Raw genomic sequence first — 17,637 nt, 5'->3', positions numbered from 1 at the left:
AGATCACCTCCTAAATAAGCATAATTGTAATCATCGCCCCAACGCAAAAGCCTAAACACCTATACATTTTGACGTTTTTTTTCATCGTTTCTTCTGCATCATTTATATTTTTTTTTATACTTTCAACAGCTAAATCAAATACCTTTATTTGACCATCAACATCTGTTTCCCCTAAACTTTTAGATAAATTTAAAATTATCCTTTTATCTTCATATTTTAAATTAGTATCAAATTTTTCAGATGCAAAAGTAAATTTAAATGCTTCATATACGCTATTACAAGTTTTATTATTAAGATTTTCTGCTGCGCACTTAAAAATCAAGTTCACAGGATAATTTGCCCTTTCGCTAGTTTCATTAAATGCTTCGATAAGCGGCACATGAGCATATATAATTTCATTTCTAAGTTCATAAAGACAATTTTGAAGCTCCTTTAACTGCTTTACTCTTTTTCTAAAGTTCTCTGCATAACTAAATCCCAAAAAAGTAGAAGAAGTTATAATAAGAATGCATCCTAAAAACTTTATCAATTATATAAACTCCCCTCCTTCTCCCCTGTATAAAAATTATAAATATACTCTACGGTTCCAACTCCTCTTTTATCACTTAAAACTATTGCTCTTTCAAAAACTCTGTTATTAACTGCATCTTTAAATACATCTCTTTTATTTAAATCTTCAATACCAAAACCATGTATAGTAGTAACCAAATTAACACCACAGTTTACTGCGGTAAGTATACTCTTAATATCATCATAGGTTCCTATTTCATCGCAAATTATAACCTCCGGTGCCATGCTCCTTATAGCCATCATAATACCAACACTTTTAGGACAGTTATCCATTATATCTGTTCTTATTCCAATATCCATTTGGGCTATGCCTTCTAAACAAGCACCTATTTCACTTCTTTCATCTATAATGCATACCCTTTTCCCCTTAAAATCAATACTTCTAATGCCATATGATAAATTTCTTGCAATGTCTCTTAGTAAAGTTGTTTTACCACAATTAGGAGGTGATATTATAATGGTATTAAACACCCTGTTTCCATGAATTATTTTTTTCATTATCTTATTTGAGCATCCTATTATTTCATTACATATTCTTATATTTAACGAAGATATATTTTTTATAGTTTTTACCTTATCTCCCTCAACCACACAATCACCGCATATTCCAACCCTGTGTCCACCTTTTATAGTTATATAGCCTTGTTTTAATTCATCCTCTACAGAATATATTGAATAACCACTCATAATATTAAATATTTTTTTTAACTCTTCTTTAGTAGTAATAGAACTACCTGTTATTTCTCTTCCACCTACTTGGAGCATTAAAGGCTTGTTTACTTTTATTCTTATCTCCTGCAATTTATTACAATCTGATATTCCTTTAATTTGATTTTCTATATTTTCAGGTAGTATGGAAAAAATATCTTTAAGGTTCATCACTTTTCCTCCTTTCCCTAATTAATTATTATTTTATATACTTATGAATTATTACAAAAAATGAAATTTATATATGCTTCTTATAAAATTGCAAAAAACAAAAGAAGCCATAGACTTAATATAAATCTATGACTTCTTTATGCTTTATATGTACTAAACCTTTTTACTTTAAAAGCTTAGATATTTATAAATAATTTTTCTATATAAAACTGTAAGATTCGTTGATAATATGATTATTGAACTCTTTCCATGTATTCCCCAGTTCTTGTATCAACTCTTATAGTTTCTCCTTCATTAACAAATAAAGGTACTTGAACTACTGCATTAGTCTCAAGAGTAGCTGGTTTCATAACATTTGATGTTGTATTTCCCTTTACTCCAGGTTCACATGAAACTATTTTAAGCTCTACAAAATTAGGTGCTTCTACTGAGAAAGCTTCTCCTTTATAGAATTTAATTGTTGCAAACATATTTTCCTTTAAAAACTTAATAGCATTTTCAACTTGATCAAAACTTAAAGGAATTTGTTCATAAGTCTCTTGATCCATGAAATAATAAAAAGATCCATCAGAATACAAATATTGCATTTCTTTTCTTTCTATTACTGCTTCCTGTAATTTAGTTGTTGGGTTAAATGTTGTCTCTGTTACGGCACCATTAATAACATTTTTAAGCTTTGTTCTTACAAAAGCTGCTCCTTTTCCCGGTTTTACATGTAAAAAATCAACTACATTATAAACTTGTCCATCTAACTCAAAAGTAGTTCCTTTTCTTAAATCTCCTGCTGATATCATTTAAGTATCCCTCCAAAACATTAATCAATATATAATATTATAACCTTTTAGGTAAAATTAATACACTTTATCCTTATTAAACAACTATAAACATATAAGTTCTTTAGGTGAATGTGATAAAGCTTCACATCCATTATCTTTAACAAGTACTAAATCTTCTATTCTTACTCCACCAAATTCAGGAATATATATACCAGGTTCATCTGTTACTATCATTCCAGGTTCCAAAACTATATCAGATGAAGGACCTAGTGTAGGGTTCTCATGTATTTGTCTTCCAACTCCATGACCTAGTGAATGTCCAAAATTCTTTGCATATCCATAAGAATTTATTACATCTCTTGAAACTTTATCAGCTTCACAACCTTTAATTCCACTCTTTATAGCTTTTAGACCAGCTTCATTAGCCTTAAGAACTATACTGTATATTTCTTTCATCTTATCATTTGGTTTTCCAATAACAACTGTTCTTGTCATATCAGAGCAATAATCATTAAAAATGCATCCAAAATCCATAGTCAAAAAGTCTCCATCTTGAACAACCTTCTGAGTAGCCTGACCATGAGGTAAACATGATCTTTCACCACTTGCTATTATAGATGGAAAAGATAAATCCCTAGCACCTAATTTCTTCATGGTAAATTCAAGTTCAAGTCCAATTTCTCTTTCTGTCATTCCTTTTTTTATAAATTTAAGCATATGACTAAAAGCTTTATCGGCTATAGCTGCTGCCTGCTTTATAGTATCAATCTCATCATCATCTTTTATAATTCTTAATTTTTCAACCATACCATTTAAAGGTACTAGTTCTGCTTTAACACTATTTTTATAAGTATTATACGTAGAAAATGATATTATATCTTCTTCAAATCCCAACTTTTTAATTTTTAGCTTTTCTACCATACCACCTAAGAAAGATGAAAATGGCCTATCATACTGTACAACTTTATAATTTTGACTAACTTGCTGCTTTGCCTGTTCTGTGAACCTTGAATCAGTTATAAATATAGTCTCATCTAAAGTTATTATAGAAAAGCTTTCGTCGCCCGTAAAACCACTCATGTAATTTCTATTAGGATCACTTATAAGCAAAACCCCATCTATTCCACTGTTAACCATTGCTTTTCTTAATTTTTCAATTCTTTTACTATACACTTAAGACGTCTCCCTTCTGACACTTATACTAATAATATCAATCTTATAGCACATAAATTACGACTTAAATAAATAGCTTGTAATTTCAATATATATTTATTGACATTATAAGTTATTCCAAAATTACACATGGTTGACCAATGCTATTTTATCAGAACTTATAATTATTTGCAAATTTATTTTTCCCCTTGCTTCTTGAGCATCAGCTCTATTTTACAGACTTTATTACCATCTTTGCTGTTTATAGTAATATTACTAATATTATTTATGCATTTCTCATAACTAAATTTATTAAGCTTACTCATTATTCCATTTTTGTCGGAAACAAAGCTTACTTCCGTACATATATTATTTTTATCATCATATTTAATATCTTCTACATTTACATCTTTATATTTATTAAATGTATGAAATATTTCTTTATATGAGACATTAGTCTTTTTTTTAGTTATTTTCTTAGTTTGCATATTATTTTGATTCTCTAAAGTTATATATTTATTATAAACCTTATTATTCACTGCAATCAAAAATAAAAAAGAGAATACTAATAGTACCCCCGCTATAATTTTAATTTTCATGTAATTCCACCTTTACATTTAAATTATATGAATTATCATCATCTTCACCTTTACAAACATCTTGCACCTTAAACTTTTCACTTTTTTCCATTTCATAAAGCATATTTTCCATTTCATTATTTCCACATATTACATTAAAACTTATCAAATTATCTTTTATTATAACAGTAGTCCAGTTAAATTTATTTATAATACAAAAAAACTCATTAAGTCTATTATTATATCTTTTAGAAATTTCATTTTCTGTTGGTTTGTCGATGTTATCTTTTTCGAAATTTGTTTTATCTTCTATTTTTATTTCTTTTAAATTATTATACTTAAAATAGTTACTGCATAAAGCACCTACTGCTATTAAATTACATGCTGCTAAAACAATTAGGACTATATACACAATCTTGTTTTTTCTATTAACCTTTTCTGTTTTAATATCATAGGGTAAAAAATTGTTTTCATCCATATTTTTTCCTTTCGTGGCACTATTCGTAATTTTTTTAGTTAAACAATTAGTTTCATCAATTCACTTTTACTCATCTCATCCAAGTAATGTACTCTAAAATTTTTCATTAATTTATCTATTGTCTTTTTATCACTTATACTTTCTTTTACAATATAAAAATCTTTAAAGTTATTTCTATCAATTTTATTTTCTATAAACATACTAATGTAATCATAAAAGGCATATATCTCATTATTTCTACGCGAATATATATTATTAGCACACATATACCCATTTTCAACAGCATTTATATAAATATCTTTCTTATATGAAAAACATAAAATAAAATTATCCTCCTTAATGATCTTTTTATAATATTCAATAAAACAAAATTGAATCATTTTTACTGCTTTTAGAGTCCTCACATCTATATTCTTTCTTATACCTTGTAAATTATCGGAGCTCACAAAAAATACAATTACTTTTATTTTATTGTTTTTTTCTTCAATCTTCCTATAGCTAAATATGAAATTTCTTTCATTATGATATATATACCTTAATTCATTATTTATCATTTGATACAATTGTTCATCTTTAACCTTAGGTAAATCAAAGTATTTTATATAAACTTCTTCTCCACCTATTATTACATAGGTCTTTTTACTCTTTAAATTAAAGAATTTATTTGTGCTTTTTATATCTTCCATTGTAATTTTATTTAAAATATTCAAGTAAGTCTTTTCAACTTCGTCATAATTAACAGCATAAATTTCCTTAAAATTTTTCATGAATTCTCCTTTCCTGAAATAAAACTTCATTCTATATAAATATCACAGTTATTATTTTTTGTTTTAAATTCTGATTTTTGAAATTCCAGCATGCATTTCTTTCTTTGACATTCAATACTTAATAAATAAACTGCTGCAATAACACAAAGCATGCCCAATATAATTCCATATATAATGCTAAATCCTTTATGTTTTATTCTTTTATTGGAAAACACTTCATATACCTCTTTCCATCCTTTAGAGTTACAAAAATATAAAAAACATTGTTATTTTTTATCACTTTAAAATCTTTAACATCCATAATAATATTATTCGATGTCACTTTCATATTTAAGATATAATAATCTATTACAATTTTGCTTAAATATTTATTTAATAAAATCACGTTAAAACTATTTTGATCCTTAGTTATTTTTATTTTATTATCATCTTGAACTTCTACTGTGCCTTCCTTCAAAAATTTATTTATCACAATTGTTCCATTAGAAAAATAGGCACTATCATTATTTGTAAGCATTTCACTTTTGTATTGATTTATAAAATTAAACAGCACCGAAATCGCAAATACAGCAAACATACTGAATATGGCAGCTGCAGCTGTAATTTCAATAAGTGTAGTTCCCTTTTCTACTTTACGAATGTACATACAAAAGTCTTTTCCTTTCCAAGAATTTTAGTATAAAGTTTTAAATTCACATTAGTTCTTCCACCTACATTTGAATCATTTACAATAATATAGGGATAACTGTTCAAATTACACGTTCCTATGTTTTTCAAGTCGGGTGTATAGTTATTACTTTGTATATCAGATTTTGACAAACATATCTTACCTTTTTGTTTCAATCCTTCAATATCCGAATTATTATAATTAAAAATAATCTCATTTTTTACAGCATCTAAATAATATGTATAATTCATAACTTCATCATTAAATTTTTTCATCTTTAATTCATCTACTTTTAAATCTATAGCAAATAAAAACAGTATTGAAAATATACTAAATGCGCACATAACCTCAACTAAAGCAAAACCTTTTTTACTTCTTAATTTCAACATTTCCCGTTCCAACACACACAGTAATAATATGTGTTCCTTTCTTACTATCTTTATATGCAATGGAACACGCATTTAAAAGCATTCCATTCTCATCAATCAAAATTAATCCATTGTTAGTTGCAACCGGCTCAAGTTTAAAACCTTGTGGTAAAACAAAGATATCTATATTAGAATTTATATCTTTAAAAAACTCTACACGATTTAAATTCATATTAAGAAACAATTTTCCGCATGTACCCTTAGCTATGCAATAATTTCTGCTAGTATTTATAAAGTTCACCATTTGATTATTAACATATTTAACTTCAAGTGCATTTCTAATGTCTTTATAACTTTTAATGCTCAATATAACTGTGCTGCACAATATTGATATGATAGCCGCACTACAAACAAGTTCCATAAGAACATATCCCTTTTTATTTTTTGTTAAAAACATATGTAGCTTTCCTGCCATTTATCTCGACCTCATATTTTAAATTATTACATTTAAAATCCACATTGAGCGTATTATCATCAATTGGATTCTCAACATCTACCTCTGCATCTCTAACATTCAAGTCTTCACTTATGTTATTCCGAACTTTATCTTTATCAAATTTATCTTCTTTCATATAACTTCTCATAGAACTTGAAAATATAAGTGCTCCTATATTTTTTGCTTTCTCATCTTTAGCTTTTGCCACATAGGAGGAAATATTAGGAACAAGTATAGAACCTAGTATAGCTATTATTGATATTGAAATTATAAGCTCAATAAGCGTAAATCCCTTCTTTTTCATCAAAAATACCACTCCTTATATAGAATTCATTATATTAATCATTGGCAATATAGAGGATATTATTATTGTACCTACAAATATAGCAAGCAATATTATCATACATGGTTCTACTAAATTAATTATCCTTTTTAAATCATCTTTAAACTCTTCACTGTACAATTCACATATATTTGACATGATTTCTTCCATATTGCCGCACTCTTCTGCCATAATAAACATGCTCTTTGCTCCTTTCGTGAAAATATCTGAGTTTTCAAAACCTTTTCTAAAGCTTTTACCATTTTTTAAACCTTCTACTATTTTCATTACACATTCTTCAGCATATAAATTATCTAAAACTTCTGAAGCTATATACATTGCCTTAACTATATCTATACCACTTTTTAATAATATGAAAATTACATTTGAAAATCTAAGAGTTATTTTATTCATATATATTTTTCTTATAAATGGAATTTTAAATTTAAATCTATCTACTTTTATTCTAACTTTTTTCGTTTTTAATATTTTTTTTAATATAAAATATTGTAGACCAATAAATATAAAAATTATGGGAAAATTCTGTCTCATAAATAAACTTATATTCATAATAATTTGAGTTATCTCTGGCAATTTACCACCCAATGAATTTAATGTATCAACAAACTTAGGAATAACCTTTGAAACTAAAAACATTAAAACTATTATTGTAAATATGAATACAACTATAGGATATGTGCTTGCATTTTTAATTTTTTCTTTAATCTTCCATTCTGATCTATAGTAATCTGCTAAATTTCTGAAAACCCCTGATAAATTTCCACTCTCTTCGCCTATATATATCATATTCTTAAAAAAATGAGGAATTTCATCTCCGCATAATTCCATGCTCTTGTGCAATGAATTACCGTTTTCCACTTCTTTTTCTATAAGCTTTATGTTTTTCCTCATAGTTTTTTGAAATTTATCACAAAGAATATTTAAACTTTCGCATATATTAAAACCTGAATCCATCATATATGCCATCTGCTTTGAAAAAATATATAATTCCTTATTGGTTACTTTCCTATTTCTATTAATAAAAATATATTTTAATGTAGAATACTTAATTAGAAAATATTTCTTACTTTTAAGTTCCACAATAAGTTCATTTTTACTATTACAAAATAGCGTTCCCTTTATAACTTTTCCCTGCAGATTTATAGCTTTATATTTATATTCTTGCATGAAAGCACCCCTTAAATATTATAAATAACTCTCTTAAATTCACTGAATGTAGTTGCACCCTTCCTTACGAGGTCTATTCCACTACTTTTTAAACTTTTAATTCCTCTGTCCATAAAATACTTCTTAATTTCTTCACTGCCATCCGTCTTAGCTATTATATGTTTTGCTTCATCATTTATAGCCATGATTTCAAATACAGCTGTCCTTCCATAATAGCCTGAGAAATCACATTTCGTACAACCTTTACCTCTATATAAGACATCACTTGAATTTAGTTTTAAGATTTGCCTTTCATAAGAATTAGGCTTATATTCTTCTTTGCAATGTGGACAAATAGTTCTCAATAACCTTTGAGCTATAACTCCATTTAAAGCATCTGCTATAAGATACTTAGGTACTCCCATATCACAAAGTCTTGTAACTGCTGAAAATGAATCATTCGTATGAAGGGTGCTTAACACCAAATGCCCTGTTATAGCTGCTCTTACTGCAATTTCTGCTGTAGTTTCATCTCTTATTTCACCAACCATTATGATATCAGGATCCTGCCGCAATATGTTTTTAAGTCCTGAAGAAAATGTAATTCCAGCTTCCTCATTAACATTTATCTGATTTATTCCATTTATTATCATCTCAACAGGATCCTCAATTGTTACTATATTTTTTTCTTCTGAATTAATCTTTGAAATCATAGAATAAAGTGTAGTAGTTTTTCCACTTCCAGTTGGACCAGATAGAAGGAGAATTCCATTAGGCTTATTTAGCATTTTAATAATATCATTTCCCCTATTTCCTGTTATATTATCAAAACTAAGATAATTACTTTCTTTATAGAGCACTCTTATTACAATTTTTTCTCCAAAAATCACTGGTATTGTTGATACTCTAAAATCATAATTTCCAGTTTTATTTTTATAATGTATTCTACCATCCTGGGCTGCCTTTTTTATTACAATGTTCATTCCTGCCATTATCTTTATTCTTATACAAATTGAATTATAAGCATTTAAAGGTAATTCCATTATTTTTTTAAGAACACCATCTATTCTTATTCTAACCACAGCCTTATCTTTAAAAGGCTCTATATGTATATCACTAGCTCGCTTAGTAATTGCTAAATCAATTATTGAAGCAGTAAGAAGAACTGAAGGCGAATCGTTATTCTCGCTGCTATCATTCTTATCATTTTGTCTACTTTCCTTGCTTTTGATATCCTTTATTGCTTTCTTGCTGCATTCGAAGCTCGTATATAAATTTATGTATTTTTCTATTTGATTTTTATTTCCCTTATATATAAAAATTTCTCTCTTAAGTAAAAACTTTAAGTCATTAATTATATCTATGGATAAATCACTATAGGAGGCAACATAGGCTTTGGTGTCATCAAGATAGAATGGAAATACCTTATAGCTGCAAACCGCCTTAATATCCATACAATTGAAGTATTTTTTATTAATTTCACATTCATCTAAATCTACTAATTTCAATTCTGTCACTTACAATAACACCACCTTATATATGAAATTATTAACATAAATTTTATTTATATACAATGTTTTGTAACGATTTTCCAAAGAAATTTTTATTAAAGAAAATATATTAAACATGTAATATAAAATATATTTATATAAAAAAACTGTTGGCATACAAAATGCCAACAGTAATATGTTTGGTATTAACCATCTTTTGCTAATCCATAAGAATATTATTTTAACTTTATTAATACTATATTTTTCTTATTAATTTGTGTTTGGTAAGTTTGTCCACAAACTATATATCCTGAATCATTCGTTTTTCTAATATCCAAAGCTGTATCCCATGCATTGTAATCACTCGCTGTATAATGCCATGTTTTATTTCCATATGAATCTGTTTGTATAATATCTATAGTTGGGTTGTCTATACTAAAATTACAACATGTTAACATGCACCCATCATTTGGTGTCAATTCAAGAGACATTACTTGATCATCGCCAAGCTGTTTTTGCCATATCAAATTTCCACTATTGTCTATTTTGTTAAGCCTATTTCCACCAGCAAAAATATAGCTATCATCACTAGTTATTTGTAAACTATTTGCATATGATGAATTACCACTATAATACATATTATTCCATAGTTCATGTCCATTTCTATCCGTTTTGATAATAGACGCTTCAATACCCTTTTGCATAAAAGAAGTTCCTAAGATAATATACCCTCCATCAACTGTTTGTTTTATTGAAGCTCCACAATCATCATTAGATGTACCATAACTTGTATTAAAAATAATATTTCCATTAGCATCAATTTTAGATAAACTTATATCACTTCTATGATTAGGTATTTGTATACTTCCTACAATTGCGCATCCGCCATCTCTCGTTGGCTCAATTTGACTTAAATCATCTACGTTTGAAATCGTTTTACTCCATAATATGTTACCATCTTTATCGATTTTAGATAAATAACTTTTATCCCCCATAATTAAATAGTTTCCATCGCTTGTCTTCTTTATATCTTGTATTACTCCATCCCTGGAATCTGCACTTACAGGCTTAATACTTTTATCCCATAATTTATTACCATTACTATCTGTTTTTAACAAGTACATTGCATACTTACCATTATAGCCACCAACTAAATATCCACCATCGTCAGTTGGCTGTACACAATGCCCAGATGCAAAATCATCACCATATTGTTGCCATTCAACATAAGAGCTACTAGATAAGTTAGACGTTTTCATTGGCCTATTTATTTTGTTTTTACTACTTATTGTAGCTTTACTGGTTACATTTTTTGTAGAATTACCAGCAGCAAAAACAGATGTTGAAGTTAAAAATGTTGAAGCTAAAATTCCTGCCATTAGGCACTTCATGTAATTTTTTTTCATTTTCATCACCCTTTCATATTTTGTCACATTATAACAATAGTGTTACCATTGTTTGTTTTAATATTACACCTTATGTCTAATATAGTCAAATACTACAAAAATGTAATGCAATTCAATCATATATAACTAATAAAATTATTTTTAAATACCTAATTTCATTAATATTCTAAGACACTCACTTTAGGTGTTTTCATGAATTACAGAAAAAGTCACCTTCTATAGAAGATGACCTTTTACCCAATTTATATTTCGTTCAATTATGTCAGCACATTTCATAAGATATTTCTCTTCAATTTCAGTAAACCTTCCTATTTCTGCACTGTCTATATCCAGTACAGCACAAACTCTACCATTATGTATAATTGGAACTACTATTTCGGAATTAGACTCTGCATCACATGCTATATGTCCCTTAAATTCATGCACATTTTTTATTATCATTACTTTCTTTTCTTTAAAAGCAGTACCACATACTCCTTCACCATACTTTATTTTAGTACATGCAGGCATACCCTGAAATGGTCCAAGTATTAATTCTTCTCCTTGTGCAATATAAAAACCGCACCAATTAATTTTATCAATCAAAGCATTTATAAGTGCAGAAGCATTACACAATTTTGTTATGCTTCCTTCCTCATTACCTTCTACTAATCCTTTGAGCATAATTAACATATTTTCATACTTTTCTTCTATACTCATTTCATTAAATATACTTATATCAAACATATTTATCTTCAGTGAGCAAATCCATATATTAAAAGACCCCCACTAAAATTCACATCCTCTCAATTAAATTAATTCAATTATATTAACATTACTAAATTAATTCAACTAAAAAATAATACATCCACAGCCAAAATAACTGTGAATGTATCACTAGCTCATATAATCACCTAATGTAAGATATGCCATACAGTATGAAATTATACTCTCAGATCCTTGATTAAAATTTATCTTGTCTTTTTCTATACCATCAAAGCAGCCTCCTGAATCCTCATCAATAAGGCAAATATTTTTTGAATTTTTACCTATATACCATTTAAAGCAATCTTCAGCCCTCTTTAAGTAAATATCTTCACCTAAAATATTATAAAATGCAATATACATAAGAAGTGCTTCTGCTGCTTCTATAGGCTGTTCATCAAATTCTGCTGCATCCTTACCTTTTTCAAGCCACCCTTTACAACCTATTGGCTTAAAATAGTCTTTTCTAAAATATATTTTATCTATAAACTTTAAGCTTTGAACAGCAACCTTCTTTACATCATCTTCCTTTAAAATCTCATATGATAATATTAAAGCCCATGGGATTATAGAATTGCTGTAAGTAAGTTTTCCTTCAAACCAGTTCCAATTTAAATCCTTATTTTTGTCATAGGCACCCATTATATCACTGCTTAATTTCTTAACTATAGAAATCAATTTATCCTTACTACTTGCATAACTAATTTTATATTTTTTGTTCTGCTCTATGTTCAAAGTGTAATAAATACCAATAATACAGTATGCCTTAGATCTTAAAAATCTTAGATTTAAGATATTAGGAACTGCTGCATCAAGTAAAAGCATACAGCAATTTTTTATGTTATCAGGCATAGTCTTTATTGATGCTGTATATCCAAGTGCCCATATACATCTGCCAAAGCAGTCATCAGATCCCTCTTCTTCAATAAAATTTCTATTGTAGTCCATAAAATTTTTAAACTTGCCTTTTGAATTTTGTGCATTAACTAAAAAGGACATATATCTATTTACAAGTTTCAAATATTTTTTATCCTCATATTTTTCATAAAGCATTCCAGCAACTATAAGTGCTCTCACGTTATCATCTGTGGTATAGCCTTCAGTTGGATCAGGAACACTAAATTTAGAATGCTGAAATATTCCAACATCATCTGTCAGTGTATACAAATAATCTAAATTTAATTTGCTATTAATTTAAACCACCATCTTTCTTACTTTACAATTATCTTCAATTACTTTCAAGAATAACTGTATATAAGAATTAGCAACATTATCCCACATCATATTTTTTCCAAGTCTTTTAGTTTTAGCTTCTATTTTCTTCTTTTCTTCAGGATTTTCAATAACCCAATTTATACATTTTGCAAGAGAATTTTCATCTTCAAATTCTCCTAAGAGTCCTCCGCAATTCTTGAGCATTTCCCTTGCATAGCTGTAAGGAGTTGATATTATCACTTTCCCATACCCAACTGCATAAGCAAGAGTTCCACTTACTGCCTGGTCTTTACCCAAATAAGGAGTCATATACATATCTGACATTCTAAGATATGTTATTATTTCTTTTTTAGTTAAATACTTATTTAAAAACTGCACATTTTTCTCTATTCCAAGTTTTTTTACTAGCTCCATTAAACTCTCTCTATATTTTTCACCATAATTCTTTTTTACAGTAGGATGAGTTGCCCCTAGTATTAAGTACTCTATGTTATCATGCTTTTCTGCAACTTTAGCTATTGCTTTTATACCATAATTAAGACCTTTTGATGGACTTATAAGCCCAAAAGTACTAACTATGGTTTTACCACCTAAGCCATTTATCTTTTTTAATTCTTCTCTTGTCTTTGTTCGTATCTTAGGGACTCCATGAGGTATAACTTCTATCTTACTCTCTAGGGCTCCATAGATCTTAGTTAATATTGGCACAGTATTTTTAGCCATAGTCACAATTTTCGAACTTTTTTCAATGAGTTTTTTTAATATTTCTTTCTGCTTTAAGCTTGGATTTGGAAGTACTGTATGGAGCGTTGTTATAAACGGTATATTTAAATTATCTATAAAATCAAGTATATACTCTCCACTTTCTCCTCCAAATATACCATATTCATGTTCTATTACAAGCAGTTCTATATCCGATTCATTAACCTTCTTAGCCGTTTGTATATAGCTTTCTCTGTCGAATTGATTTATTTCAAATACAACTCTATTATCATACTCATATTTATCATCATTTATAGCAATTACATAAGGTTCATCAATAAGTTTGGTTTTATATATTTCATTTATTAAATCCTGAGTGAATGTTGCTATCCCACATTTTCTTGAAGGATATGTGCTCAAAAAAGCAACTTTTTTACTCATCATTTGCATAAACTATTCCTCCTATCCACTGCTATATTGCAATATCTTCATTTTTTGCATATGCAGTATCACAAATTTTCTTATCCTTACCTATAGTGCAATTAAAAGTTACAACTGTTCTAAAAAGTTTCGCTCTATCCCTAACTTCAACGCCATTCCATAAAATACTTTCTGCAATTCTACTTTCTGGCATAACAACAGAATTATCCCCAATAAACGCATACGGACCAACTAAGGCTCCTTCACCTATTGATACATTTTTTCCAATATAACAAGGACCTACTATTTTTGCTTTACTACTTATTCTATTATTCCTATATGGCAGAATTATATTCCTGTTATAATAAAATTTTTCCATCTTTGAAGAAATTAATTTGCATTTTCCATCCATAATATCCTTGTGACACCTTATATACTTACTTAAATTTCCTATATCCATCCAGTAATCTTTTGATTCATACGCATAAAGACCAAATCCTTTTTGTAACAGCTGAGGGTAAGTATCTTTTTCTATAGAAACCACTCTATTAGCTGGTATTTCTTTTAAAACTTTAGGTTCAAAAATATATATTCCAGCATTTATAAAGTGTGATGTTATTTCCTTTTCCTTAGGTTTTTCCTTAAAGGATTTTATACGCTTATTATCATCATATTCTATAACGCCATACTGAGAAGGATTCTCAACATAAGTGACAGCTATAGTTGCATCTGCTTTTGTGCTTTTATGAAAATCTATAAATTTTTTGATATTTATATCACTTAATATATCAGAATTAAAAATAATGAATGCATCATCTACATATCTTTGCACATTTTTAATTGCTCCACCTGTCCCAAGTGGAATATCTTCAGATATATATTTTATTTTAACCCCAAATTCTGAACCATCCCTAAAATAATCTTTTATATAATTAGATTTGTAACAAGTACTTATGATTATTTCAGTTATACCATTTTTCTTTAAATTCATTATTGTGCTCTCTAAAAGAGGTTTTCCCATAACCGGAACCATTGGTTTTGGAATATTATCAGTAAGTGGCCTTAATCTAGTCCCTTTACCTCCTGCTAAAAGTAGCGCTTTCATATAATCCCTCCTATTATTTTTTTTAAACACATGAAATTGAATGTTAAATTAGTATTGATACAGTAAAACTACTGTGAGACTTAAACTATTTATGTTCCAGAATGCCAATCTTAAATATGAATTATGGAACATATATAGCTTTTAGTTAAACGAATTTCTCTATATATTGAAATGTTAAATTACACCCTTGTATAATTTCTTACTGTAGATGTAATTAATATTTTAGATTTAATGAAGTTGTAAAAATTATGCAGCAATCTTGTTAGCACTCGTATTTGTTGAGTGCTAACAAGATAATTATAAGATTATTTCATGTTATTGTCAACCAAATTGTTTACATGTATTTGATTCTTTACCATTTTTTATAAAAATTCTAACTATTACTGCTCACTTAACAATTTAATAGTTGAACTATTTTCCTTATAAATGTTATACTAAAGTCAATTGACATTTTACTTTTAAATGAGAAATTATAAGGGACATCAATTTCCTGCATGTTAGATGTATTTCTCATGAAATCACTTAAATGAAAGGGACTGATATAATGGCTCTAGATGGCATATATATTCACAGTATTTTACATGAACTTAAAAACAGCCTATTAGGCGGAAAAGTAAGTAAAATAAACCAGCCTGAAAAGGATGAAATAAATTTAACCATAAGAACTAAACTAGGAAATAATATAAAATTACTAATAAGTGCTAATCCTTCTTACCCTAAAATACATATCACAGACCTAGTAAAAACTAATCCTATAAAAGCTCCTATGTTCTGCATGGTTTTAAGGAAGCATCTTATAAATTCAAGAATTCTTAAAATAAACCAAATTGAAAGTGATAGAATAGCAGTATTTGATTTTGAAACTACAGATGAATTAGGATTTAATAGCATATATAAATTATATATAGAAATAATGGGACGTCACAGTAATATTACTCTTGTAAGGGAACATGACAATATAATAATGGACTGTATAAAACATATAACCCCTGAAGTAAATAGGTATAGAACTCTTCTGCCTGGCTGTAAATTTGTTCTTCCACCAAAAAGTACTAAACTCAATCCATTTAATTTTGATATTGAAGATTTCAAAAAATACATTGAAGAAAATAATGTTTCTAAAAATCCAAATATGTTTTCCAAAATATTTACAGGTATAAGCTCTAATTTTTCTAAAGAACTATACTTTAATATGGAAAAATACAGTGATATAAATTCATTTTTCGCATATTTAAAATCAATGTTTGACAAGATTAAAAATAATGAATTTTACTTTGCTTCTTATTCTTTAAATGGTTATGTCAAGGATTTTTATTGTCTAAAACTAACCTATATCCCGGATTATGAAGAAAAACTATATGAAACTCCTTCTAAGCTAGTTCAAGATTTTTATTATTTAAAAGATAAAACAGAAAGACTTAAAAATAGATCTTCTGATCTTCAAAAAATAGTGAACACAAATTTGGAAAGATGTAAGAAAAAAAATGAAATTTATGAAGATGAACTAAAAGAATGCATGCATAAAGATTTATACAAAATATACGGAGAACTCCTTACATCAAATATTTATCTTTTAAAAAAGGGTGACAAAAATGCAACCGTACTAAATTATTATTCACCTGACAATGAAAATATAACAATAAAATTGGATGAAAATAAAACACCTTCTGAAAATATACAGCGTTATTTCAAAAAATATAATAAGCTAAAAAAGACTGAAAAAAATGCTAAAGTACAAATAAAAAATAACAATGAAGAAATAGATTATCTCGAATCCGTTCTCACAAACATTGTAAACAGTGAAACATATGCTGAAATTGAAAATATACGCCAAGAACTTATAGATACTGAATATATAAGATTTTCTAAAAGAAATAAGCATAAAAAAGCAAAAACATCAAAACCTATGCACGTTAAATCAAAGGATGGAATAGACATATACATAGGGAAAAATAACAAAGAAAATGATTATTTAACATTGAAACTTGCAGATAAAAGGGATATATGGTTTCACACCAAAAAAATTCCTGGCTCTCATGTTATAGTTAAAAACTTCGGCAATGTACCAGATAGCACTCTTGAAGAGGCTGCAGCAATTGCAGCATACTATAGCAAGGCAAGGGAATCTTCTAATGTAGCAGTAGATTATACAGAAGTAAAAAATATAAAAAAACCATCTGGTGCTAAACCAGGAATGGTAATATACTATACCAATAAAACACTATACGTAAATCCAAAGAAACCACTATCGTAGAAAAAATTAAGAGTTAAGAATTAATGAAGTAACAGTAGTTTGAAACATTAAATAAAACTCATAAGACTAAGCTTCAAATTG

At 27.8% G+C, this 17,637-nt stretch carries 19 protein-coding genes; 1 reads left to right on the top strand and 18 read right to left on the bottom strand.

All coding sequences use genetic code 11. From position 1 onward, the window contains the following. Positions 1–10 precede the first annotated feature (10 nt). From spoIIIAB to BEE63_RS18380, 18 genes are all read right to left on the bottom strand, one after another. Entirely contained in the window at positions 11–529 is a 519-nt protein-coding gene (gene spoIIIAB, locus BEE63_RS18470; protein ID WP_066022783.1) for a stage III sporulation protein SpoIIIAB, read from the bottom strand. Next, positions 526–1,449, bottom strand: coding sequence for a stage III sporulation protein AA (spoIIIAA, locus tag BEE63_RS18465; protein ID WP_066022782.1), 924 nt, complete (start codon positions 1,447–1,449; stop codon positions 526–528). The genes spoIIIAB and spoIIIAA overlap by 4 nt, the downstream gene beginning before the upstream one ends. A 233-nt stretch (positions 1,450–1,682) precedes the next feature. Further along, a complete protein-coding gene (gene efp / locus BEE63_RS18460; protein ID WP_066022781.1) occupies positions 1,683–2,243 on the bottom strand; it encodes an elongation factor P in 561 nt (186 codons plus the stop codon). Between the two features lie 84 nt (positions 2,244–2,327). Next, positions 2,328–3,398 carry a M24 family metallopeptidase gene (locus BEE63_RS18455; RefSeq protein WP_066022780.1) on the bottom strand — a complete coding sequence of 357 codons (1,071 nt, stop codon included), beginning with the start codon at positions 3,396–3,398 and terminating at the stop codon, positions 2,328–2,330. A 176-nt stretch (positions 3,399–3,574) separates the two neighbouring features. Beyond that, a complete protein-coding gene (locus BEE63_RS18450; RefSeq protein WP_066022779.1) occupies positions 3,575–3,976 on the bottom strand; it encodes a hypothetical protein in 402 nt (133 codons plus the stop codon). Beyond that, on the bottom strand, positions 3,966–4,433 hold the full coding sequence (locus BEE63_RS18445; protein WP_066022778.1) for a hypothetical protein: 468 nt from the start codon (positions 4,431–4,433) through the stop codon (positions 3,966–3,968). The genes BEE63_RS18450 and BEE63_RS18445 overlap by 11 nt, the downstream gene beginning before the upstream one ends. Before the next feature lie 38 nt (positions 4,434–4,471). Further along, positions 4,472–5,200: a hypothetical protein gene (locus BEE63_RS18440; protein WP_066022777.1), complete on the bottom strand. Its 729-nt coding sequence runs from the start codon at positions 5,198–5,200 to the stop codon at positions 4,472–4,474. A 193-nt stretch (positions 5,201–5,393) separates the two neighbouring features. Beyond that, the gene (locus BEE63_RS18430; RefSeq protein ID WP_066022775.1) at positions 5,394–5,846 is read right to left on the bottom strand and encodes a competence type IV pilus minor pilin ComGF; all 453 of its coding nucleotides are present in this window, start codon (positions 5,844–5,846) and stop codon (positions 5,394–5,396) included. Beyond that, positions 5,828–6,256: a prepilin-type N-terminal cleavage/methylation domain-containing protein gene (locus BEE63_RS18425; protein WP_066022774.1), complete on the bottom strand. Its 429-nt coding sequence runs from the start codon at positions 6,254–6,256 to the stop codon at positions 5,828–5,830. The genes BEE63_RS18430 and BEE63_RS18425 overlap by 19 nt, the downstream gene beginning before the upstream one ends. Continuing rightward, the gene (locus BEE63_RS18420) at positions 6,237–6,710 is read right to left on the bottom strand and encodes a pilus assembly FimT family protein (protein WP_066022773.1); all 474 of its coding nucleotides are present in this window, start codon (positions 6,708–6,710) and stop codon (positions 6,237–6,239) included. Before BEE63_RS18420 ends, BEE63_RS18425 begins: the two co-directional genes overlap by 20 nt. Beyond that, positions 6,673–7,035, bottom strand: coding sequence for a prepilin-type N-terminal cleavage/methylation domain-containing protein (locus BEE63_RS18415; protein WP_242874943.1), 363 nt, complete (start codon positions 7,033–7,035; stop codon positions 6,673–6,675). The genes BEE63_RS18420 and BEE63_RS18415 overlap by 38 nt, the downstream gene beginning before the upstream one ends. A 15-nt stretch (positions 7,036–7,050) precedes the next feature. Beyond that, complete coding sequence (locus BEE63_RS18410) at positions 7,051–8,241, bottom strand: type II secretion system F family protein (protein ID WP_066022771.1); 1,191 nt, start codon at positions 8,239–8,241, stop codon at positions 7,051–7,053. An 11-nt stretch (positions 8,242–8,252) separates the two neighbouring features. Continuing rightward, positions 8,253–9,737, bottom strand: coding sequence for a GspE/PulE family protein (locus BEE63_RS18405; RefSeq protein ID WP_066022770.1), 1,485 nt, complete (start codon positions 9,735–9,737; stop codon positions 8,253–8,255). 209 nt (positions 9,738–9,946) lie between these two features. Beyond that, positions 9,947–11,116, bottom strand: coding sequence for a hypothetical protein (locus BEE63_RS18400; protein WP_066022769.1), 1,170 nt, complete (start codon positions 11,114–11,116; stop codon positions 9,947–9,949). Positions 11,117–11,332: 216 nt separating this feature from the next. Beyond that, complete coding sequence (locus BEE63_RS18395; protein ID WP_066022768.1) at positions 11,333–11,842, bottom strand: GAF domain-containing protein; 510 nt, start codon at positions 11,840–11,842, stop codon at positions 11,333–11,335. Positions 11,843–11,992: 150 nt separating this feature from the next. Then, positions 11,993–13,027, bottom strand: a complete 1,035-nt coding sequence (locus tag BEE63_RS18390; protein WP_242874861.1) for a glycosyltransferase — start codon at positions 13,025–13,027, stop codon at positions 11,993–11,995. 27 nt (positions 13,028–13,054) lie between these two features. Then, entirely contained in the window at positions 13,055–14,218 is a 1,164-nt protein-coding gene (locus BEE63_RS18385; RefSeq protein WP_431732490.1) for a glycosyltransferase family 4 protein, read from the bottom strand. 31 nt (positions 14,219–14,249) lie between these two features. After that, positions 14,250–15,302, bottom strand: coding sequence for a sugar phosphate nucleotidyltransferase (locus BEE63_RS18380; protein WP_066022766.1), 1,053 nt, complete (start codon positions 15,300–15,302; stop codon positions 14,250–14,252). A gap of 544 nt (positions 15,303–15,846) precedes the next feature. On the opposite strand from BEE63_RS18380, the gene BEE63_RS18375 reads away from it, so the two are divergent. Next, positions 15,847–17,556, top strand: a complete 1,710-nt coding sequence (locus BEE63_RS18375) for an Rqc2 family fibronectin-binding protein (RefSeq protein ID WP_066022765.1) — start codon at positions 15,847–15,849, stop codon at positions 17,554–17,556. Positions 17,557–17,637 lie beyond the last annotated feature (81 nt).

This window comes from Clostridium pasteurianum (genome assembly GCF_001705235.1).
Classification (GTDB): domain Bacteria; phylum Bacillota; class Clostridia; order Clostridiales; family Clostridiaceae; genus Clostridium_S; species Clostridium_S pasteurianum_A.
The sequence above is the reverse complement of the archived record's forward strand: the minus strand, read 5'-3'. Positions and strand labels throughout refer to the sequence as shown.

What these genes read in the sequence shown, in the direction of transcription:
- spoIIIAA (WP_066022782.1), bottom strand. Translation starts at nt 1,449, where the DNA reads ATGAACCTTAAAGATATTTTTTCCATACTACCTGAAAATATAGAAAAT.
- efp (WP_066022781.1), bottom strand. Translation starts at nt 2,243, where the DNA reads ATGATATCAGCAGGAGATTTAAGAAAAGGAACTACTTTTGAGTTAGAT.
- BEE63_RS18450 (WP_066022779.1), bottom strand. Translation starts at nt 3,976, where the DNA reads ATGAAAATTAAAATTATAGCGGGGGTACTATTAGTATTCTCTTTTTTA.
- BEE63_RS18445 (WP_066022778.1), bottom strand. Translation starts at nt 4,433, where the DNA reads ATGGATGAAAACAATTTTTTACCCTATGATATTAAAACAGAAAAGGTT.
- BEE63_RS18440 (WP_066022777.1), bottom strand. Translation starts at nt 5,200, where the DNA reads ATGAAAAATTTTAAGGAAATTTATGCTGTTAATTATGACGAAGTTGAA.
- BEE63_RS18430 (WP_066022775.1), bottom strand. Translation starts at nt 5,846, where the DNA reads ATGTACATTCGTAAAGTAGAAAAGGGAACTACACTTATTGAAATTACA.
- BEE63_RS18425 (WP_066022774.1), bottom strand. Translation starts at nt 6,256, where the DNA reads ATGTTGAAATTAAGAAGTAAAAAAGGTTTTGCTTTAGTTGAGGTTATG.
- BEE63_RS18420 (WP_066022773.1), bottom strand. Translation starts at nt 6,710, where the DNA reads ATGGCAGGAAAGCTACATATGTTTTTAACAAAAAATAAAAAGGGATAT.
- BEE63_RS18415 (WP_242874943.1), bottom strand. Translation starts at nt 7,035, where the DNA reads ATGAAAAAGAAGGGATTTACGCTTATTGAGCTTATAATTTCAATATCA.
- BEE63_RS18410 (WP_066022771.1), bottom strand. Translation starts at nt 8,241, where the DNA reads ATGCAAGAATATAAATATAAAGCTATAAATCTGCAGGGAAAAGTTATA.
- BEE63_RS18400 (WP_066022769.1), bottom strand. Translation starts at nt 11,116, where the DNA reads ATGAAAAAAAATTACATGAAGTGCCTAATGGCAGGAATTTTAGCTTCA.
- BEE63_RS18395 (WP_066022768.1), bottom strand. Translation starts at nt 11,842, where the DNA reads ATGTTTGATATAAGTATATTTAATGAAATGAGTATAGAAGAAAAGTAT.
- BEE63_RS18385 (WP_431732490.1), bottom strand. Translation starts at nt 14,218, where the DNA reads ATGAGTAAAAAAGTTGCTTTTTTGAGCACATATCCTTCAAGAAAATGT.
- BEE63_RS18380 (WP_066022766.1), bottom strand. Translation starts at nt 15,302, where the DNA reads ATGAAAGCGCTACTTTTAGCAGGAGGTAAAGGGACTAGATTAAGGCCA.
- BEE63_RS18375 (WP_066022765.1), top strand. Translation starts at nt 15,847, where the DNA reads ATGGCTCTAGATGGCATATATATTCACAGTATTTTACATGAACTTAAA.